Origin of the sequence: Mesorhizobium sp. M0815 (assembly GCF_040319995.1) — a bacterium.
Taxonomy (GTDB): domain Bacteria; phylum Pseudomonadota; class Alphaproteobacteria; order Rhizobiales; family Rhizobiaceae; genus Mesorhizobium.
Window position 1 is genome coordinate 1 of sequence record NZ_JAMYOU010000020.1, and the last position, 17,962, is coordinate 17,962.

The window sequence follows — 17,962 nt, forward strand, 5'->3', positions numbered from 1 at the left end:
AAACAAGCGAACAACCGCCGCAACCCCGCCGCCGCAAGCTTTTGCTCATACTGCGCAACAGGTCCCTCTGTGGGAGAAGGGAAGGGCCCCCAACCCTACGTATTCATCGAATCGAAGAAGTCCGCATTCGTCTTGGTCTGCTTGAGCTTGTCGATCAGGAACTCGATGGCGTCGGTTGTTCCCATCGGCGCCAGGATGCGGCGCAGCACGAAGATCTTCTGCAGATCCTGCTTGGAAACCAGCAGGTCTTCCTTGCGGGTGCCGGACTTCAATATGTCCATGGCCGGATAGATGCGCTTGTCGGCCACCTTGCGGTCGAGCTGGATTTCGCAGTTGCCGGTGCCCTTGAACTCTTCGAAGATGACTTCGTCCATGCGGCTGCCGGTGTCGATCAGCGCGGTGGCGATGATGGTCAGCGAGCCGCCTTCCTCGATGTTGCGGGCGGCGCCGAAGAAGCGCTTCGGCCGCTGCAGCGCGTTCGCGTCGACACCGCCGGTCAGCACCTTGCCGGATGACGGCACGACGGTGTTGTAGGCGCGGCCGAGACGCGTGATCGAATCCAGCAGGATCACCACGTCGCGACCGTGCTCGACCAGGCGCTTGGCCTTTTCGATCACCATCTCGGCAACCTGGACATGGCGTACCGCCGGCTCGTCGAAGGTCGACGAGATCACCTCGCCCTTCACCGAGCGCTGCATGTCGGTAACCTCCTCCGGCCGCTCGTCGATCAGAAGCACGATCAGATAGCATTCCGGATGGTTGGCGGTGATCGAGTGGGCGATGTTCTGCATGAGAACCGTCTTGCCGGTGCGCGGCTGCGCATTGATCAACGCACGCTGCCCCTTGCCGATCGGCGCGACCAGGTCGATCACGCGCGGCGAGATGTCCTTGGTGGTCGGATTGTCGATCTCCATCTTCAGCCGCTTGGTCGGATAGAGCGGCGTCAGGTTGTCAAAGTGGATCTTGTGGCGGATTTTTTCCGGATCGTCGAAATTGATTGTGTTGACCTTGAGCAGCGCGAAATAGCGCTCGCCCTCTTTCGGGCTGCGGATAGGGCCTTCAACCGTATCGCCGGTCTTCAGCGAAAACCGCCGGATCTGCGAGGGTGAAATATAGATGTCGTCGGGACCTGGCAGATAATTTGCGTTGGCCGAGCGCAGAAAGCCAAAGCCGTCCTGCAGCACTTCGACGACGCCGTCGCCGATGATCTCGATATCCTGTGCCGCCAGCTTCTTCAGGATCGCGAACATCAGCTCCTGCTTGCGCATGACGCTGGCGTTCTCGACCTCGAGCGATTCCGCATAGGCGATCAACTCTGGTGGTTTCTTGTTCTTGAACTCGGTGAGTTTCATTTCTTGCATGGACGGACTCTGAATGAGCTTTGGGAAAAATATCGGCGGGATGCGACAAATGCCGGGCGCGGCCGAAAGCGATGACGGGCGGCGCATGACGGGAAGGAAGACCCGTCTTTTATCGTCGGTCGGGTGAAAGAGCAAGCCGCCTTTTGCGGGCACCGAATACGTCAGAATGGTTTCACGATAACCAGGACGACGATGACGACCATCAGCAATGTGGGGATCTCATTGACGATCCGCCAGTGCCTTGCCGGTTTTTCATTGCGGTCTTCGGCAAATTTCCGGACGGCGCCGGCGAAATAGCCATGCACGGCCGACAGACCCACCACCGCAGCGATCTTGGCATGCAGCCAGCCGCCTTGAAAACCAAAGCCTTTCCAGGCGAGCCACAGGCCGAACGCCCAGGTAATCACCATCGCCGGATTGATGATGCCCCGCAGCAGGCGGCGCTCCATTACCTTGAAGGTCTCCGACTGGACGGAGCCTTTTTCGGCATCGGCATGATAGACCAGCAAGCGCGGCAGATAGAGCATGCCCGCCATCCAGGAGATGACGGCAATCACATGGATCGCCTTTGCCCAGGGATAGAAATCATCGGGCCCGAAGAGAAACAGCAGCCCGGCCAGCACGAGGAAAATGGCGATCGCGATTGCCGCGCGGCGCGTCGCCCCGCTACCGCTGTTCGTGCTGTTCGCATTGTCTGCGCCCATCATCGTCACGACGCGCTCCGCACCAGTTTGACCATCTGCTCGACATGCGCGAGCGGCGTCTCCGGCGTGATGCCGTGGCCGAGGTTGAAGATCAGCGGCCGGTCCCCTAACACCTTCAGGATCGCCCCCACGCCGTCGGCAAGCGCCTTGCCGCCGGCCACCAGCCGCAGCGGATCGAGATTGCCTTGCACGGCGCCGTCACGCTGCAATTCCTTCGCAGTCGACAATGGCACGGTCCAGTCGAGGCCCAGCCCGGTCACGCCGGTCGTCTGGCGATAGCTCCGGTAGTGATCTCCGGCGCCTTTGGGAAAGCCGATGATCGGAACGTCGGGATGGACAGCCTTCACCTGCCGGACAATCTCGGCCACCGGCCGGACGCAGAACAACTCGAAAGACGCTTCGTCGAGCACGCCGGACCACGAATCAAAGATCTGCACCACGTCGGCGCCGGCTTCGATCTGCCGGATCAGATAGGCAGCCGAATGATCGGCGAGCACTTTCAGGAGCCGAAGAAAGGCCGCCGGCTCGCGATAGGCGAACAGCCTGGCCGGCGCCTGGTCGGGCGTACCGTGGCCGGCAATCATGTAGGTCGCCACCGTCCAGGGCGCACCGCAGAAGCCGATCAGCGTCGTTTCATCAGGCAGTCTGGCGCGCAATCGCCGCACCGTCTCGTAGACCGGCTCGAGATTCACGTGAAACGTTTCGCCGTCGAGAGCCTCGATCTCCGCAGCCGAGATCGGCGTCAACAGCGGGCCGCGTCCTTCCTCGAAGCGCACGTCGCGGCCGAGCGCATGCGGCACGACAAGGATATCGGAAAACAGGATCGATGCGTCGAAGCCGAAGCGTTCGATCGGCTGCAGCGTCACTTCGACGGCGAGATCCGGGTCGTAGCAAAGATCGAGGAACGATCCGGCCCGTCTCCTCGTCTCCCGGTATTCCGGCAGATAGCGGCCGGCTTGGCGCATAATCCAGAGCGGCGGCGGAAACGCTGCCTTGCCTCTCAACACGTCCAGCACGATCCGGTCTTGAGGCATTGAGCGCTCGCCTTTCCAGGCTTCCCTATAATTAAATATTCTATTTTTAGGAATCTTATGATTCTAAGAGTCTGTTGGTTGTGGTGGTTGTCTCCTGTCCCGCTTTGCCCTGGAAAAGACCAGCCAGCATATTGTCGCGCGCTTCTCCAACGGGATTGCAGGACTTTGTGGAAAGCCGGGAATTTCCGACTGGAGTCAATGCGTTGCCGCCAGGCCAAGGAACTTTCCCTTGTGGATGAAGCGAAGGCAAAAAGCTCCGTCCCCGGACTTGTCCCCAACCGCCCGAAGAAGCCGACAGCACATCGAATTGTGGACAAACCGGCATCTGATACAGTCGCTTGGCGGTGGCCGAGTTTTCCGCCCGGCTTATCCACATCGGCCCACAGCCTGGAATGTATCCTGTGAACAAACCGCAGAGCTTCTTTCACCTTCACCTGATTTCCGACGCCACCGGCGAAACGCTGCTGGCCGCCGGCCGCGCCGCTTCCGCGCAATACAAGGATGCGCGCGCCATCGAACACATCTACCCGCTCATCCGCACCGAAAAACAGGTGACGAAAGTGTTCGAGGACATCGAGGAGGAGCCGGGCATCATCCTCTACACCGTCGTCGACCAGAAGCTTGCCCGTGGCATCGATGAACGCTGCGCGGCGATGGGCCTGCCTTGCGTCTCGGTACTGGAGCCGGTGCTGACGGTGTTCCAGTCCTATCTCGGCACGCCGGCCGGCCGCCGCGTCGGCGCCCAGCATGTGCTGGACGCCGAATATTTTCGCCGCATCGACGCGCTCAATTTCACCATGGAGCATGATGACGGCCAGCTGCCGGCCAATATGGATGATGCCGACATCGTGCTTGTCGGCATCTCACGCACCTCGAAGACGCCGACCAGCATCTATCTCGCCAATCGCGGCATCAAGACCGCCAACATCCCGATCGTGCTCGGCGTGCCGGTGCCGGAAAGCCTGGTCTACGCCAGGAGGCCACTGATCGTCGGCCTGATCGCCACTGCCGAGCGCATCTCCCAGGTCCGGCAGAACCGCGTTCTCGGCAACAGCGCCTACGAGCCGACCGATTACGTCGACCGCGCCGCGATCGCCGAAGAACTCGCCTACGCCCGCCAGATCTGCACACGGCATGGCTGGCCGATGATCGATGTCAGCCGCCGTTCGATCGAGGAGACGGCGGCGGCTATCGTTGCCCTGCGCGGCAAGACGCGCTAGGGCGTGTGATATTCAGGTGATGCCGGCCTACAAACGGCGGCTTCCTGCGCTTCCGGTGCTCACGTACTTTAAGTACACTCCGCTCCGGTTCTCGGAAGCCACCACTCTCGGCGCGGCCTGACCTGAATCTCGACACACCCTAGTGAGCGCCAGAAAACGGGCGAAAAAAATGGCCGAAAAAATCATCCTTGCCTCGGGCAGCCCGTTCCGCAAGGCGCTGCTTGTCAATGCCGGCGTTGTGGTCGAAGCGGTTCCGGCTTCTGTCGACGAACGTGCGCTGGAGGCGCCGCTGCAAAATAGTGGCGTGTCGCCGGAGGACGTCGCCCTGGTGCTTGCCGAGGCCAAGGCCACCGAAGTCAGTGAGCGCAAGCCCGGCGCCCTGGTGCTCGGCTGCGACCAGACGCTGTCGCTCGGCGACGAGCTGTTCCACAAGCCGGCCGACATGGAAGGCGCGCGCCGTCATCTGCTGGCGTTGTCGGGCAAGACGCATCAGCTCAACAGTGCCGTCGTGCTGGCCCGTGACGGCCAGGTTCTGTGGCGGCATGTCGGCATCGCCAGCCTGACCATGCGCAAGCTCGATCCGGCCTTCATCGGCCGCCATCTGGCGCGCGTCGGCGCCAAGGCGTTGTCCAGCGTTGGTGCCTACCAGATCGAAGGCGAGGGCATCCAGCTGTTCGAAAAGATCGAGGGCGACTACTTCACCATTGTTGGCCTGCCGCTTTTGCCGGTGCTGGCCAAGCTGCGTGATCTCGGGGCGATCGATGGCTGAGGCCTCGAAAAAAGCCTTCGTCACCGGCCACCCAATCGGCCATTCCAGGTCACCGAAGATCCACGGCTACTGGCTGGCGAAATACGGCATCGACGGCGTCTACGAGGCCATTGACGTTGCGCCAGAAGCGTTTGCCGAATTCCTGCAAACGCTGCAGGCACAAGGCTATAGCGGCGGCAACGTCACCATCCCGCACAAGGAGGCCGCCTTCGCATTGGCGGCGCGCCGCGACGACGCGGCCGAACAAATCGGTGCGGTCAACACACTGTGGTTTGAGGATGGCGAATTGTGGGGCGGCAATACCGATGCCCATGGCTTTGCCGCCAATCTGGACGAGTATGCATCGGGTTGGGCGGCCGACGGCCCGGCCGTTGTGCTCGGTGCCGGCGGTGCCGCTCGCGCGGTCATCCATGCGCTGAAGCAACGCGGCGTCAACGATATCCGCATCGTAAACCGGACGCTTGCGAGGGCGCAGGAGCTGCGCGACCGCTTCGGTGCCGGCGTCTCCGCCCATGGCATGGCGGCGACCGGCGAGTTGCTCGAAGATGCCGGCCTGCTGGTCAACACGTCAGCGCTCGGCATGCATGGCAATGAAGGCCTGTCCGCCGATCCGGGCAGACTGCCCGACCGCGCCATCGTCACCGACATCGTTTATGTTCCGCTGGAAACGCCGTTGCTCGCCGCAGCCAGCGCGCGCGGCCTCAAGACCGTCGATGGGCTCGGCATGCTGCTGCACCAGGCGGTGCCCGGCTTCGAGCGCTGGTTCGGCACCAGGCCGCAGGTCACCGCCGAACTGCGGCAAATGATCATTGCCGATATCGGCGCGAAGCCATGATCGTGCTCGGCCTCACCGGATCGATCGGCATGGGCAAGTCGACCACGGCAAAGATGTTTGCCGAGGCCGGCGTGCCGGTCCATGATTCCGACGAGGCGGTGCATCGCCTCTATGCCGGCAAGGCCGCCCCCATGGTCGAGGCGGTCTTTCCCGGGACCACCCGATCCGGTGCGGTCGATCGCACAAAGTTGGCCGAACGGGTGCTCGGCGATGCCGCCGCGCTGAAACGGCTGGAAGCGATCATCCATCCGCTGGTCCGTGCCGACGCCGATGCCTTTCTGGCGCAAAATCGTGCCGCCGGCGCGCCACTTGCCGTGCTCGATATACCGCTGCTGTTCGAGACCGGCGGCCGCGATCGCGTCGACAAGGTTGTGGTCGTCACCGCGTCGGCCGAGATCCAGCGCGCCCGCGTGCTGGCGCGCCCGGGCATGAGCGAGGAAAAGTTTGCGTCGATCCTGGCCAGGCAGGTTCCCGACGCCGAAAAGCGCCGGCGCGCCGACTTCGTCGTCGACACCGGCCAGGGCTTTGACGCCGCCCGCGCGGCTGTCAATGCGATCGTCGCCGAACTAGTCGGGGATAAAGCAGCCAGTCCGGGTTAAGAGGCTTGCAGCCCACATTACTTGTTGCCATTTTGTTCCGGGTGTGATTCGGCTAGAATGACGCGGAACCAATGGACTGATTCGATGCGTGAGATCATCTTCGATACGGAAACCACCGGCCTCGACACGCGCGAGGACCGCGTCATCGAGCTTGGCGGCATCGAGCTGGTCAACCGCTTTCCGACCGGCCGCACCTTCCACAAATACATCAACCCACAAGGCCGCCCGATTCATCACGAGGCGCAGGCCGTGCACGGCATCAGCGCCGCCGATCTTCAGGGCAAGCCGACTTTCATGGAGATCGCCGAGGAGTTCCTGGCCTTCATCGACGGCGCCAAGCTGGTCGCCCATAATGCCGGCTTCGACATCGGCTTCCTCAACCTCGAATTCGGCCGGCTTGGTCATCCGGCCATCGATCCGGGACGGATCGTAGACACGCTGGCGCTGGCGCGCCGCAAGCATCCAATGGGTCCCAATTCGCTCGACGCGCTCTGCCGCCGCTATGGCATCGACAATGGCCGTCGCACCAAGCATGGCGCGTTGCTCGATTCTGAATTGCTGGCCGAGGTCTATATCGAGCTTATCGGCGGCAAGCAGGCCAGCCTCATCCTCGACAGCATCATGACGCCGGCGGGCGGACGACAGAATGTCGACGATATCGACATTTCGATCGGCGTCAGGCCCATCGCCTTGCCCTCGCGCCTGACCGATGCCGAGCGCGCAGCACACGCGGGCATGGTTGGCAGCCTCGGCGAAAAGGCGCTTTGGCTGCGCATCGGCCGGGAAGCGAGTTCCGCGGCATAGTGATTTTGAGCGGAGTGATCCGTCGCCCCCTCTGTCATGCCCTTTTAGCCACCACTTGGCATCTCCCCCTCAGTGGGAAAGATTGGCAGTCCCAGCGCCTCGCTCATTCCTGCGACGATGAAGGATTGGCGAAGGCTGACGTGAAGTTCCGATCTCCCCACTTAAGGGGGAGATGGCCGGAAGGCCAGAGGGGGCACTGTCCCGCCAGCGGCTCATAAAAAAACCCGGCGCAAGGCCGGGTTTCTCAAACGCTATCGAGACACAAACGCCTTCAGCTCACCTTGACCTTGGCGGCGGCCTGGTCCTCGGCCAGCTTCTGCTGGAACATCTGCGCGAAATCGATCGGGTCGAGCATCAGCGGCGGGAAGCCGCCATTGCGCGTTGCCTCGGCAATGATCTGCCTGGCGAACGGGAACAGCAGCCGCGGGCATTCGATGAACAGTATCGGCAGCATGTGCTCCTGCGGGAAGCCGCTGATGGAGAAGACGCCGCCATAGACCAGTTCGACATTGAACAGCACTTCCTGGTCGAACGATGCCTTGGCATTCAGCGTCAAATTGACGTCGAACTGCTTGTCCGAAAGCGGGTTGGCGTTGACGTTGACGTTGATGGCGATGCCGGGGGCCTTGTCGCGGCCGCGCAGCGAGTTTGGCGCGCCGGGGCTTTCGAAGGACAGGTCCTTCACATATTGCGCAAGCACGTTGAGCGAAGGCTGCTCCGCATTTCCATTACCGTTGGCTGCGCCGATCGGGGCGTCGTCGTTGCTGGCCATAAGCTGTGATCCTTTTGCCTGGGCAGCGTTGCTGACCGGATTGAAATTCGGGCGTTCGCTATCATGGCCGGCACGACAAGACAAGTTTGCAAAAGACGCCGGTTGCCTTGCGGCTACTCGTCCTTGAGGCGGCGCCAGGGAGAGTCAGGCCCGCGCGCATGGTCGTCGGCGCGCGAATAGTCGCCGTCGTCGAGATCGATGGTCTTGCCGCGTTGCCTTGCCCGCAAACCAACGCCGAAATCGGTGGCCAGCACGATGCGGCCTTTCAGCATCCGCCAGGCAAGATCGCGCACCGGTGGCAGGAACAGTAGAATGCCGAAAATATCCGAGATGAAGCCGGGGATGATCAAAAGGATCGCGGCCAGAACGATCATGGCGCCGTGCGCAAGCTGGCGGCTCGGATCGTGGCCGGCATCCATTTCGGCACGGACCCTGGCCATGACGCCAAAACCCTGGTGTCGAAGGAGCAAGGCGCCGGCGACGCTCGAGGCCAGCACCAGCCCGACCGTCGCCAGCGCGCCGATCTGGCGGCCGACAATGACGAAACCGGCTATCTCCAGCAGCGGAAGCGCAAGAACAAACAGGGGAAGCAGCGAGATACGCAAATCTTGACCGATCGTTTCGATGTTTTGCCGGCCGGCGAGCAATCGCCGCTGGCACCAGAGCTGTTAGATAGGTATGGCTGCCTTTGATTTGAATGATTGCGCCATGCGTTCTATATGCTTTGGATACTGAACGCTATGTGATCGCGGCCCTTGCTTGGCCGCTGGTCCGGCCAAAGCAGGGATTGATTGGCGCAAGATATGGGCTTCTTCGACTTCGGCACAATTTTCTTTCTGATTGCGGCGGTGGTGATCTTCTTCCAGCTGCGCAACGTGCTTGGCCGACGCACGGGCAACGAACGCCCGCCCTTCGATCCATATACGGCAGGGCGCAAGAACGACAAGGATGCCGCCCAGAAACCCGAGAACGTGGTTTCGCTGCCGCGCAAGCGGCTGGCGGGAGAGCCGGCGGCCGATGCCTATACGGCGATCGACGCCTTTGCCAAGCCCGACACAGATCTCAACCGGGGCCTGCGGGCGATCAAGGACAATGATCCGACCTTCGACCCGAAGACCTTCGTCGACGGCGCCAAGATGGCCTATGAGATGATCGTCATGGCCTACGCCGATGGCGACCGCAAAACCTTGAAGAACCTTTTGTCGCGCGAGGTCTATGACGGCTTTGTCGCGGCCATCGGCGACCGCGAGGCAAAAGCCGAAAAAATCCAGTCCTCCTTCGTCGGCATCGACAAGGCCGACATCGTTTCGGCCGAGATGAAGGGCAGCGAGGCGCACATCACGCTGCGCATTGTCAGCGAACTGATTTCAGCGACCCGCGACAAGGCCGGCGCCGTCATTGACGGCGATCCCGAGACCGTCGCCGAGGTCAAGGACGTCTGGACCTTCGCTCGTGACGCGCGCTCGCGCGATCCGAACTGGAAGCTCGTCGCCACCGAAGAAGAAGACTGAACTGGACGGCGGCGGGGGCTGTCGTGTCGCTTTCTCGAGTCTTCAGCGAAAAGTCCTTTGGCGAATTGCCGGGCTGGGACGAGGACGACCAACTCCCTGCCTTTGACGCCTTTCGCCGCTCGGCCTTTCATGTCCTGACGAAACCCTACCGCTCCGGCGCGCTCGGCGTCGATTTCGGCGCCTTTGCCGAAGCCTATGCCGCAGCGCGCACCGTTTCGCCGGCGAATCGGTTGGAGGCCCGAAGCTTCTTCGAGCGCTACTTTGTGCCGGCCCATATAGGGGCGGAAAACGGCGGCCCAGGCCTCGTCACCGGCTTCTACGAGCCGGAGGTCGACGCCTCGCCGGTGCGCACGCGACGATTTTCGGTGCCGTTGCTAACCCGCCCGGCCGACCTTGTCGACATCGACGATGGCAATCGTCCTTCCGGCATGGATCCTTATCTTGCCTTCGCTCGTGCGGCGCCGAACGACCCGGTCGAATATTTCGACCGCGGCGAGATCGAACGCGGCGCGCTCGCTGGACAAGGCCTGGAAATCGCCTGGCTCGCCGACAAGGTCGATGCCTTCTTCATCCACGTGCAGGGCGCGGCGCGGCTCAACATGACCGACGGGGAGCTTTGCCGCGTCACCTATGCCGCCAAATCCGGCCAGCGCTTTACCGGACCGGGCAAGATCCTGAGCGACGAAGGCGAGATCCCGCTGGAAAAAGTGACGATGCAGTCGATCCGTGCCTGGCTCAAGGCGCGTCCGGAGCGCGTCGACGAGATCCTTTGGCGCAACCGCTCCTACATCTTCTTCCGCGAGATGGGCGTCGACGACCCGGAGCTCGGCCCGGTCGCTGCCGCCAAGGTGCCGCTGACACCCTGCCGCTCGATCGCCGTCGACCGGCTGCTGCACACGTTCGGCACGCCCTTCCATATCGATGCGCCGTCGCTGACCGCCTTCGACGAAAAACCGTTCCGGCGGCTGATGATCGCACAGGACACCGGCTCAGCGATCATCGGGCCGGCCCGCGGCGATCTGTTCGCTGGGTCGGGCGATGCGGCCGGCGAGATCGCCGGCGTTATCCGCAACGCCGCCGATTTTTATGCGCTGATCCCCCGGCCGCTGGTTTCAGGAGCAGACCGATGACCCGGCGCATCGACAGGCTGAGCGAGGACGACCGGGTCCTGTGGAACCTGGTGGCGCGCACGGCAAAGCCGCTGAAGGGCAAGATCGCCGTCGATATTCCCAAGCTTGGGCCGGAGATCGACGAAACCAGGCAGGTGCCGCCGCCGGCACAGGTCGCGGGCAATGCTGCCGCGGTCGCGAAACCGAAGGCGCAGCATGTTTCCCACGCACTCGACGAACCGACGCTGGACAAGCTGTCGAAGGGCCGGCTGCCGATCGAGGGCCGCGTCGACCTGCATGGCCTGACCCAGGACGAAGCCTATTCGCTGCTGTTTTCCTTCCTGCACCGGGCGCATGCCGGCGGCATCCGCTATGTCCTGGTAATCACCGGCAAGGGCTCTTCGTCGGGCGGCGACGGCGTCTTGCGACGCGCCGTGCCGTCATGGCTGTCGACGCCCGCCTTCCGGCCCCTTGTCTCCAGCCACGACCATGCCGCCCGCAATCATGGCGGCTCGGGCGCGCTTTACGTCCGTCTGCGGCGGGCGCGCTCTTGAGGATGCGCCCATGAGGATGCGCCAATGAGGATGTGCTCGTGACCCCGTTCGGCGAAAAGCTTCGCGTGCTGCGAAACGAGCGCGGCGTCACCCAGAAGGACATGGCCAAGGCGATCGGCGTCAGCGCAGCCTATCTCTCGGCGCTCGAACACGGCCGCCGCGGTGCGCCGAGCTGGACGCTGATCCAGAAGATCATCGGCTATTTCAACATCATTTGGGACGACGCCGAGGAACTGGCGCGGTTGGCCGAAACCTCGCATCCGCGCGTCAGGCTCGACACGTCCGGCCTTAGCCCGGCGGCGACCGAGCTTGCCAATCTCCTGGCCGACAACATCGAAAAGCTCGACGAAGCCGAGCTTCGCCGCATCATTGCGTCGCTCCGCGCCGCGCTGAACCGGCCGAAATGAGTTGCTTTGTTACTGGACCGAGCCGACCAGAACCTGCTGGCCGCCGCGGATCGAGACCCAACGGCCGGTATTGTCGATCGCCTGCCGCTTGAGGAAACGATAGCCGGTCTGGTCCCAGGAACGGACCTGGTCGGTCAGATTGTCGAGGATGTAGTCGCCCTTGTCGGTGCGCACCGTCAGCACGGCGTGGCCTTCGCCATCCGGCTTGCGCACGACGGTCATCAGCAGATCGGCAAACGAGACGCCCAGCCGGTTCAGCTCACGGCGCTTTTCCAGGACATAGTCCTCGCAGTCGCCGACACCCTTGTCGGGATAGGCCCAGACCTCGTCCTTGCCGTAGATGTCGAAGTCGCTCTCAGGCTTGACGGCGGCGTTGACCTTTACCGTGACGCTGAGCAGCTTGCGCCACAGCGAGCCGGTCATGCTGGCGGGCGACAGATCCTTCGGGCGGATCGAGCATTCCGACGGGTAGGTCTTGCAGAAATCATAATGGCCGATCGGCTGCGACGTCGGACCACCTGTTATCATCGGGCTGGCTGCCGAGGCCGAACTGGCCCAACCTGCCGCCACAGTAAGTCCAGCCAGCGCGCACAGGCGTAGCGTTCTCGCCATTGGTGAGGAAATCATTGTCCCCGCTTGTCCCTTGTTGTTAACGAAACGTTAAGGGGTATTTACAGTCGGTGTCAATTATGAGGATGGATTGATTTTTGCGGCATGGTTACCTGCGTGGCGCCAACGCGACTATTGTGCAACAGGTCGACCGGCCGCACGGCCCCGCCAACCGATGATTTTGGCATTGACCGACCTGATGCGGATTGACGGGCATCATCGCTGGTCGCCTATTTCTTGCCGGTCCTGACCAGCTTGGGCTTCACCGCAACACGGTTCTGGCGGCCGTAGCTGGTAATGAAATCGACGATGCGCGGCACGATTTCGGAGCGGAAGCGCGAGCCGTTGAACACACCGTAATGGCCGACCGCCGGCTGCATGTAATGGGCGTGCCTGTCGGCCGGAATGTTGATGCAGAGGTCGTGCGCCGCCTTGGTCTGGCCAAGGCCGGAGATGTCGTCGTTCTCGCCCTCGACGGTGAACAGGGCGACATTGCGGATCGCCGAAGGGTCGACCGCCACACCGCGATGCGTCATTTCGCCCTTGGGCAAGGCCTGGCGGACGAAGACGGTATCGACGGTCTGCAGGTAGAATTCCGCCGTCAGATCCATCACCGCCAGGTATTCGTCATAGAATTCGCGGTGCTTCTCGGCATTGTCGCCGTCATGCTTCACCAGGTGCATGAAGAAGTCTTTGTGGGCGATGATGTGGCGATCCAGGTTCATGCTCATGAAACCCGAAAGCTGCAGGAAACCGGGATAGACCTCGCGGCCGAAGCCCGGCACCGGCCAGGGCGCGCGCATGATGACGTTGTCGCGGAACCAGTCGATGCCCTTTTCCTGGGCCAGCAAATTGACCGCCGTCGGGTTGCGGCGCGTGTCGATCGGGCCGCCCATCAGCGTCATCGTCGAGGGCACGAAAGGATCGCCCTTGGCTTCCATCAGCGCCACCGCCGCCAGCACCGGCACCGACGGCTGGCACACCGCCATCACGTGGGTGTCGGGTCCCAGCGCATGCAGCATGTCGACAATGTAGTCGACATAGTCGTCGAGGTCGAAGCTGCCGTCGGCAAGCGGCACCATCCGGGCGTCGACCCAGTCGGTGATATGCACGTCCGCATAGGGCAGCATCGCCTCGGCCGTGCCGCGCAACAGCGTCGCATAGTGGCCCGACATCGGTGCGACGATTAACAGCTTCGGATCCGGCCGGCGCCCGGCCGGGACAGCCCGCTCGAAACGGACCAGATTGCAGAACGGCCGCGACCAGACGGTGCGTTCGCTGACCTCGACGGTTTTCCAGTCGACCACGGTCTTGGTCAGGCCGAATTGCGGCTTGCCGTAGCGGCGTGTCGTGCGTTCGAACAATTCGGCCGTTGCCGCGACCGAGCGGCCCCAGGACGTGTGTGAAACCGGATTGAGCGGATTGGAGTAGAACAGGCGCACCGCATCGGCATAGAGGCGGGCCGGCTGCAAGGCGGCATGGTTCAGTTCGTAAAGCTGGTAGAACATCGAGAACCCCGCTGCCGACTGCGATCGAAGGGCCGACGAGCAGCGCCGAGCCTTGTCTTGCGGGAGGTTAGCAACAATTTGCTGCGATGCAATACGTCAACTTGTGTGATTTATGCTCATTCTTTCGTCCAAGATGTTGGGAATCCGCCTTCAACGGCAACAGCCGGCTCAATGTGCACCTGCGAAGGCGTAGCCAAGGGTACGCCTATCGGTGCGATCGTCGGAGGAGGTGTCCGGCCTGGCGCTCTGACTGTTAGACGCGTGCCATGCAGACGGCGGTATGGCCCGAGCTGATGAAGCCGAGCTGGCTGGCGGCGCCCTTCGACAGATCGAGCACGCGGCCCCTGATAAACGGGCCGCGATCGTTGATCCGCACGACGACGCTGCGGCCATTGTTGCGGTTGGTCACCTTCAGCTTGGTGCCGAACGGCAGGCTGCGATGCGCTGCGGTCAGCGCCGACGGGTTCATGCGTTCGCCGGAAGCGGTTCTGGAATGCAGTGAGTACCAGGAGGCACGGCCGCACTGAGCGGCGGCGCTGGCAGTGGATGCGCCGACCATCAGGCCAGCCGCGATCATGGCCGCGGCAAGCGCGGTCTGGTTGCTTTTGTTCATGTGTTGGGGACTGGCTCCGTTGACAGACCCGCAGCGGTTAGAGGCGAATGAGGCAGCAAATGCGGCAATGATCTGTCGGTTCCATGACAATGTTACACGTTTGGAGTCGGTGCGAAACAATTTGTCAGAGAGTTTCCGCAGCAAGGCACAGCTTCTTTGATGATCTTCGCATCGACCTCAGCACGTCTTGCACAAGATCAGAGATTTGCATCTAAGTAGAAGTTGGCCTGACCGGGCCGCTTCTTTCGCTGTTCCATTCCGGCAGGAGCGCGGCCGATGATCGACTTGGAAAGGAGTTTTAGCAATGAGATTGATCAAAAATCTGCTGGCGTTGATTGTGCTCGCCATCGGCGTGCTGTGGTCATTGCAAGGCATCGGCCTTATCGGCGGCAGCTTCATGACCGGCCAGTCGCAATGGCTCTATGTCGGCATCGTCACCGCGCTGGTTGGCTTGGCCGGCCTGGCCTGGGCGAACCGTTCGCGCGTTTGAGCAGGCGTCGATCCTCAGGCTCCCGCCAGAGCAGCGCACAGCGGACCTGTGGCGGCCGGTCACCGCGACCAGTATTGCCAGCCCCAGTAGAAACTTTCGTCGCGCGGCGGTAAGCGGTTGCGCTCCGCGTCCAGATGCACCGGCGTCGGCGCTTTGCGTTCGTCCTCAGGCGGCTGTTTGTCTCCGGCCTTGATCAGGCGGAGCCAATGGCCGAAACGCGCAAGCAGCACAGCGGTGGAATGGGGCATCGTCACGTCTCCGATCCGGTCACTCCCGCCCCGCCCACGGGACGAGCACCCGCTCGATCCTGCGGATGATGAATTCGAGCACGAAGGCAATGGCCGCGATCACCAGTATGCCCATCACCACCACGTCGGTGACGAGGAACTGGGCGGCGGACTGGATCATGAAGCCGAGCCCGCGCGTCGCCGCCACCAGCTCGGCGGCAACCAGCGTCGACCAGCCGGCGCCAAGCGCGATGCGCAGGCCGGTCACGATCGAGGGCAGTGCGCTGGGTAGGATCACGTGCCGGACAAGCTGCGTGCGGGTCGCGCCAAGCGCGCGTGCCGCATTGATGCGTTCCTGCGAGACGCCGCGAACACCCGATGCCGTCGACAGCGCGACCGGCGCCAGCATGGCGATGGCAATCACCAGGATCTTGGACGGCTCGCCAATGCCGAACCAGATAATGATTAGTGGCAGATAGGCCAGCGGCGGGATCGGCCGCAGCAATTCGAGCAGCGGATCGAAGATGCCGCGCCCTATGATGCTGATGCCGATAGCCAGCCCGATGGGAACGCCGACGAAAACGGCCGCGATCAGCGCTGCAAATACCCGCCACAGACTGGCGGCGATATGCTGGAGCAGCGTCGCGTCGACAAAGCCGTCACGGGCGACGACGACAAATTTGTTCCAGACTGCCACGGGCGACGGCAGGAAAACCGGCGACACCAATTGCAGGCGGGCCGACAGTGCCCACGCCGCCAGCACCACCAGAACAGTGATCGCGCTGACCATGCGGGCCGAAACGCGGCTGCGTCTCGGCCGCGACCGCGACCATGGCACGGACAGCGCGTCGGCTCCGTCGTCGGCCTTGGAGCGCTGCGGCCGCTCGGTATAGGAGGTAACGGTCATGCTGCCTCTCCTTCGAAGATCGCATCGGTCAGCTCGCCGCGCGCCGCGGCGAAGGCGGGATCGGCCTTGATGCTGCGAATGGCCTCGCCGGCTGCATAGCGCCGGCTGAAGCCGGTTTCGAAACTCCGCACCACCCGCCCAGGGTCGGGAGCCAGCACAATGATGCGGGTTGCGAGCACCAGCGCTTCCTCGATGCCGTGCGTCACCATCAGCACGCCGACATTGCTTGCCGTCCACAGATCGAGCAGCGTTGTCTGCATGCGTTCCCGTGTCAGCGCATCGAGCGCGCCCAGCGGCTCGTCGAGCAGCAGGAATTGCGGCTCGGCCGCCAGCGCCCGGGCCAGGCCGACGCGCTGGCGCATGCCCCCGGAAAGCTCCCAGATGCGCTTGTCGCCGGCACCGTCGAGCTTCACCAGCGCCAGCAGCGCATCGGCGCGCCGCGCCCGTTCACTTGGCCCGACGCCGCGCAGCCTGAGCGCAAAGGCGACATTTTCCCGCGCGGTCAGCCACGGAAACAGCGCGTCGTTCTGGAACACGACGGCGCGGTCCGAGCCTGGCGCCGTGATCGGCCTGCCGCCTACCGTGGCGCTGCCGCGCACAGGCTCGACCAGGCCCGCAGCGACATTGAGCAGCGAGGTCTTGCCGCAGCCGGAGCGGCCGACCAGGACAACGAAGTCATCCTTGGCGACGTCAATCGACACGCGTTCGACGGCCGGCGCCGGCTGGCCTTCATAATGAATCGAGACTTTGTCGAGCAGGAGATGCGTCATGTGGCGTCGCCGATATTCTGAATCTGCAGGCAACGCGCGCGTCAGGGAAGGGAGGACGCGCGCATTGAGCGGTCGCTAATTCGAGGCAAGCGCCTCGCCGACATATTTCGACGACACGTATTTCGAATAATCCGGCAGCACGGCGTCGATCTTGCCCTGCTCCTTGAGGAAGGCCGACGTCGCCTCGACTGCCTTGACCGTGCCGCCACCGAGGAACTTGTCCGAGGCCTGCTCCTCGAGCGTCGGGAAGACATAGCCCCTCAGCAGTTGCGGCACGTCTTCGAGCTTGGCCCCGGTGATCCTGGCGATCTTGGCCGCTTGCGGCGAGGACACCGACCATTGATCCGGCTTGGCCAGGAATTCGGCATAGGCAGCGCCCGTCACTTTGACGAAGTCGCGCACCGCCTCCGGGTTCCTTTCGGCGAAGTCGGTGCGCACGATCCAGGCGTCGAAAGTCGGCGCGCCCCAGGCGGCGACCTGCGAGGAATCCAGCACGACCTTGCCCGACGTCTTGATCTGGCCGAGTGCCGGATCCCAGACATAGGCGGCGTCGATGTCGCCGCGCGCCCATGCCGCCGCGATCTCCGGTGGCCGCAGATTGAGAATATCGACCGACTTCGGCTCGACACCCTCATGCTTCAGCGCGGCAAGCAGGCTGTAATGCGTCGTCGAGACGAAGGGCACCGCCACCTTCTTGCCGGCAAGGTCGGCGACCTTCTCGATGCCGGCGCCGTTGCGGGCGACAAGGGCCTCGGATTCGCCGATCAGCCCGACAATGAAGATGGTCTGGATGGGAAGCTCGCGGCTCGCCGCCGCCGCCAGCGGGCTCGAGCCGACATAACCGATGTCGACCGAACCGGAAGCGACGGCGGCGATCACGTCGGCGCCGGAATCAAATTTCCGCCAGTCGATTGCCGCCTTGGTCGCGCTCTCATAGGCGCCGTCGGCCTGCGGCACCTTCGAGGGTTCGACGACCGTCTGGTAGCCGATAGTGATCTTGAGGTCCTTCGCATGGGCTGGGCCGAGAAAGCCGGCACCAGCCAGAGCCGCCGAGGATAGGAGAACGATGCGTCGCGAAATGGTGGACATGAAAGGCTCCTTGAAAAGAGAAAAATCGGATCGCTCCCTCATAGTCAGCTAAGTCTATAAGGCTTGTAGA

General features: G+C 63.0%; 22 protein-coding genes. 10 read left to right on the plus strand and 12 right to left on the minus strand.

The window, feature by feature from the left end; all coding sequences use genetic code 11:
- Nucleotides 1-95: 95 nt before the first annotated feature.
- The 3 genes from rho to hemE all read right to left on the minus strand — a co-directional run bounded on the left by rho (nt 96) and on the right by hemE (nt 3,099).
- Nucleotides 96-1,361 carry a transcription termination factor Rho gene (gene rho, locus NKI01_RS21190; RefSeq protein ID WP_023718755.1) on the minus strand — a complete coding sequence of 422 codons (1,266 nt, stop codon included), beginning with the start codon at nt 1,359-1,361 and terminating at the stop codon, nt 96-98.
- A gap of 161 nt (nt 1,362-1,522) precedes the next feature.
- Nucleotides 1,523-2,065, minus strand: coding sequence for a protoporphyrinogen oxidase HemJ (gene hemJ, locus NKI01_RS21195; protein WP_084642637.1), 543 nt, complete (start codon nt 2,063-2,065; stop codon nt 1,523-1,525).
- Nucleotides 2,066-2,070: 5 nt separating this feature from the next.
- A complete protein-coding gene (hemE, locus tag NKI01_RS21200) occupies nt 2,071-3,099 on the minus strand; it encodes a uroporphyrinogen decarboxylase (protein ID WP_352481328.1) in 1,029 nt (342 codons plus the stop codon).
- Between the two features lie 401 nt (nt 3,100-3,500).
- Here hemE and NKI01_RS21205 point away from each other — a divergent pair, with 401 nt between their 5' ends.
- From NKI01_RS21205 to dnaQ, 5 genes are all read left to right on the plus strand, one after another.
- Nucleotides 3,501-4,319, plus strand: coding sequence for a pyruvate, water dikinase regulatory protein (locus tag NKI01_RS21205; RefSeq protein WP_023718758.1), 819 nt, complete (start codon nt 3,501-3,503; stop codon nt 4,317-4,319).
- Nucleotides 4,320-4,488: 169 nt separating this feature from the next.
- Nucleotides 4,489-5,088, plus strand: coding sequence for a Maf-like protein (locus NKI01_RS21210; RefSeq protein ID WP_352592214.1), 600 nt, complete (start codon nt 4,489-4,491; stop codon nt 5,086-5,088).
- Complete coding sequence (locus tag NKI01_RS21215) at nt 5,081-5,923, plus strand: shikimate dehydrogenase (RefSeq protein ID WP_352481330.1); 843 nt, start codon at nt 5,081-5,083, stop codon at nt 5,921-5,923. The genes NKI01_RS21210 and NKI01_RS21215 overlap by 8 nt, the downstream gene beginning before the upstream one ends.
- A complete protein-coding gene (coaE, locus tag NKI01_RS21220; RefSeq protein WP_352592217.1) occupies nt 5,920-6,522 on the plus strand; it encodes a dephospho-CoA kinase in 603 nt (200 codons plus the stop codon). Before NKI01_RS21215 ends, coaE begins: the two co-directional genes overlap by 4 nt.
- Before the next feature lie 84 nt (nt 6,523-6,606).
- The gene (gene dnaQ / locus NKI01_RS21225) at nt 6,607-7,326 is read left to right on the plus strand and encodes a DNA polymerase III subunit epsilon (protein ID WP_023718762.1); all 720 of its coding nucleotides are present in this window, start codon (nt 6,607-6,609) and stop codon (nt 7,324-7,326) included.
- 271 nt (nt 7,327-7,597) lie between these two features.
- Here the strand turns inward: dnaQ and secB are convergent, their stop codons facing one another.
- Together secB and NKI01_RS21235 are read right to left on the minus strand one after the other, a co-directional pair.
- The gene (gene secB / locus NKI01_RS21230) at nt 7,598-8,098 is read right to left on the minus strand and encodes a protein-export chaperone SecB (RefSeq protein WP_352964518.1); all 501 of its coding nucleotides are present in this window, start codon (nt 8,096-8,098) and stop codon (nt 7,598-7,600) included.
- 113 nt (nt 8,099-8,211) lie between these two features.
- Nucleotides 8,212-8,703, minus strand: coding sequence for an FxsA family protein (locus NKI01_RS21235; RefSeq protein WP_023718764.1), 492 nt, complete (start codon nt 8,701-8,703; stop codon nt 8,212-8,214).
- Nucleotides 8,704-8,901: 198 nt separating this feature from the next.
- Between NKI01_RS21235 and NKI01_RS21240 the strand changes: the two genes are divergently transcribed.
- From NKI01_RS21240 to NKI01_RS21255, 4 genes are read left to right on the plus strand one after another with little or no spacing between them, the layout of a single operon-like run.
- Complete coding sequence (locus NKI01_RS21240) at nt 8,902-9,609, plus strand: Tim44/TimA family putative adaptor protein (RefSeq protein ID WP_023718765.1); 708 nt, start codon at nt 8,902-8,904, stop codon at nt 9,607-9,609.
- Between the two features lie 23 nt (nt 9,610-9,632).
- Nucleotides 9,633-10,739 carry a murein transglycosylase A gene (gene mltA, locus NKI01_RS21245; protein WP_352481332.1) on the plus strand — a complete coding sequence of 369 codons (1,107 nt, stop codon included), beginning with the start codon at nt 9,633-9,635 and terminating at the stop codon, nt 10,737-10,739.
- Entirely contained in the window at nt 10,736-11,272 is a 537-nt protein-coding gene (locus NKI01_RS21250) for a Smr/MutS family protein (protein ID WP_352481333.1), read from the plus strand. Before mltA ends, NKI01_RS21250 begins: the two co-directional genes overlap by 4 nt.
- Before the next feature lie 38 nt (nt 11,273-11,310).
- Nucleotides 11,311-11,679 carry a helix-turn-helix domain-containing protein gene (locus tag NKI01_RS21255; RefSeq protein WP_352481334.1) on the plus strand — a complete coding sequence of 123 codons (369 nt, stop codon included), beginning with the start codon at nt 11,311-11,313 and terminating at the stop codon, nt 11,677-11,679.
- A gap of 9 nt (nt 11,680-11,688) precedes the next feature.
- Here the strand turns inward: NKI01_RS21255 and NKI01_RS21260 are convergent, their stop codons facing one another.
- The 3 genes from NKI01_RS21260 to NKI01_RS21270 form a co-directional block, all read right to left on the minus strand.
- Nucleotides 11,689-12,306, minus strand: a complete 618-nt coding sequence (locus NKI01_RS21260) for a transglutaminase-like cysteine peptidase (protein WP_023718769.1) — start codon at nt 12,304-12,306, stop codon at nt 11,689-11,691.
- A 212-nt stretch (nt 12,307-12,518) separates the two neighbouring features.
- Entirely contained in the window at nt 12,519-13,796 is a 1,278-nt protein-coding gene (locus NKI01_RS21265) for a polyhydroxyalkanoate depolymerase (protein ID WP_352481335.1), read from the minus strand.
- Nucleotides 13,797-14,049: 253 nt separating this feature from the next.
- A complete protein-coding gene (locus NKI01_RS21270) occupies nt 14,050-14,409 on the minus strand; it encodes a septal ring lytic transglycosylase RlpA family protein (protein WP_352481336.1) in 360 nt (119 codons plus the stop codon).
- 304 nt (nt 14,410-14,713) lie between these two features.
- Between NKI01_RS21270 and NKI01_RS21275 the strand changes: the two genes are divergently transcribed.
- On the plus strand, nt 14,714-14,899 hold the full coding sequence (locus tag NKI01_RS21275) for a hypothetical protein (RefSeq protein ID WP_023718772.1): 186 nt from the start codon (nt 14,714-14,716) through the stop codon (nt 14,897-14,899).
- Between the two features lie 59 nt (nt 14,900-14,958).
- Here the strand turns inward: NKI01_RS21275 and NKI01_RS21280 are convergent, their stop codons facing one another.
- From NKI01_RS21280 to tauA, 4 genes are all read right to left on the minus strand, one after another.
- Complete coding sequence (locus NKI01_RS21280; protein WP_023718773.1) at nt 14,959-15,147, minus strand: hypothetical protein; 189 nt, start codon at nt 15,145-15,147, stop codon at nt 14,959-14,961.
- Between the two features lie 19 nt (nt 15,148-15,166).
- Nucleotides 15,167-16,033 carry an ABC transporter permease subunit gene (locus NKI01_RS21285; protein WP_352964520.1) on the minus strand — a complete coding sequence of 289 codons (867 nt, stop codon included), beginning with the start codon at nt 16,031-16,033 and terminating at the stop codon, nt 15,167-15,169.
- Nucleotides 16,030-16,803: a taurine ABC transporter ATP-binding protein gene (locus tag NKI01_RS21290; protein WP_352481338.1), complete on the minus strand. Its 774-nt coding sequence runs from the start codon at nt 16,801-16,803 to the stop codon at nt 16,030-16,032. Before NKI01_RS21290 ends, NKI01_RS21285 begins: the two co-directional genes overlap by 4 nt.
- 75 nt (nt 16,804-16,878) lie before the next feature.
- On the minus strand, nt 16,879-17,892 hold the full coding sequence (tauA, locus tag NKI01_RS21295) for a taurine ABC transporter substrate-binding protein (RefSeq protein WP_352964523.1): 1,014 nt from the start codon (nt 17,890-17,892) through the stop codon (nt 16,879-16,881).
- Between the last annotated feature and the right edge of the window lie 70 nt (nt 17,893-17,962).

Bases quoted from the DNA above. Each gene is read 5' to 3' on its own strand.
- rho (WP_023718755.1), bottom strand. From the start codon at position 1,361: ATGCAAGAAATGAAACTCACCGAGTTCAAGAACAAGAAACCACCAGAG.
- hemJ (WP_084642637.1), bottom strand. From the start codon at position 2,065: ATGGGCGCAGACAATGCGAACAGCACGAACAGCGGTAGCGGGGCGACG.
- hemE (WP_352481328.1), bottom strand. From the start codon at position 3,099: ATGCCTCAAGACCGGATCGTGCTGGACGTGTTGAGAGGCAAGGCAGCG.
- NKI01_RS21210 (WP_352592214.1), top strand. From the start codon at position 4,489: ATGGCCGAAAAAATCATCCTTGCCTCGGGCAGCCCGTTCCGCAAGGCG.
- NKI01_RS21215 (WP_352481330.1), top strand. From the start codon at position 5,081: ATGGCTGAGGCCTCGAAAAAAGCCTTCGTCACCGGCCACCCAATCGGC.
- coaE (WP_352592217.1), top strand. From the start codon at position 5,920: ATGATCGTGCTCGGCCTCACCGGATCGATCGGCATGGGCAAGTCGACC.
- dnaQ (WP_023718762.1), top strand. From the start codon at position 6,607: ATGCGTGAGATCATCTTCGATACGGAAACCACCGGCCTCGACACGCGC.
- secB (WP_352964518.1), bottom strand. From the start codon at position 8,098: ATGGCCAGCAACGACGACGCCCCGATCGGCGCAGCCAACGGTAATGGA.
- NKI01_RS21240 (WP_023718765.1), top strand. From the start codon at position 8,902: ATGGGCTTCTTCGACTTCGGCACAATTTTCTTTCTGATTGCGGCGGTG.
- NKI01_RS21250 (WP_352481333.1), top strand. From the start codon at position 10,736: ATGACCCGGCGCATCGACAGGCTGAGCGAGGACGACCGGGTCCTGTGG.
- NKI01_RS21260 (WP_023718769.1), bottom strand. From the start codon at position 12,306: ATGATTTCCTCACCAATGGCGAGAACGCTACGCCTGTGCGCGCTGGCT.
- NKI01_RS21265 (WP_352481335.1), bottom strand. From the start codon at position 13,796: ATGTTCTACCAGCTTTACGAACTGAACCATGCCGCCTTGCAGCCGGCC.
- NKI01_RS21270 (WP_352481336.1), bottom strand. From the start codon at position 14,409: ATGAACAAAAGCAACCAGACCGCGCTTGCCGCGGCCATGATCGCGGCT.
- NKI01_RS21275 (WP_023718772.1), top strand. From the start codon at position 14,714: ATGAGATTGATCAAAAATCTGCTGGCGTTGATTGTGCTCGCCATCGGC.
- NKI01_RS21280 (WP_023718773.1), bottom strand. From the start codon at position 15,147: ATGCCCCATTCCACCGCTGTGCTGCTTGCGCGTTTCGGCCATTGGCTC.
- NKI01_RS21285 (WP_352964520.1), bottom strand. From the start codon at position 16,033: ATGACCGTTACCTCCTATACCGAGCGGCCGCAGCGCTCCAAGGCCGAC.
- NKI01_RS21290 (WP_352481338.1), bottom strand. From the start codon at position 16,803: ATGACGCATCTCCTGCTCGACAAAGTCTCGATTCATTATGAAGGCCAG.
- tauA (WP_352964523.1), bottom strand. From the start codon at position 17,892: ATGTCCACCATTTCGCGACGCATCGTTCTCCTATCCTCGGCGGCTCTG.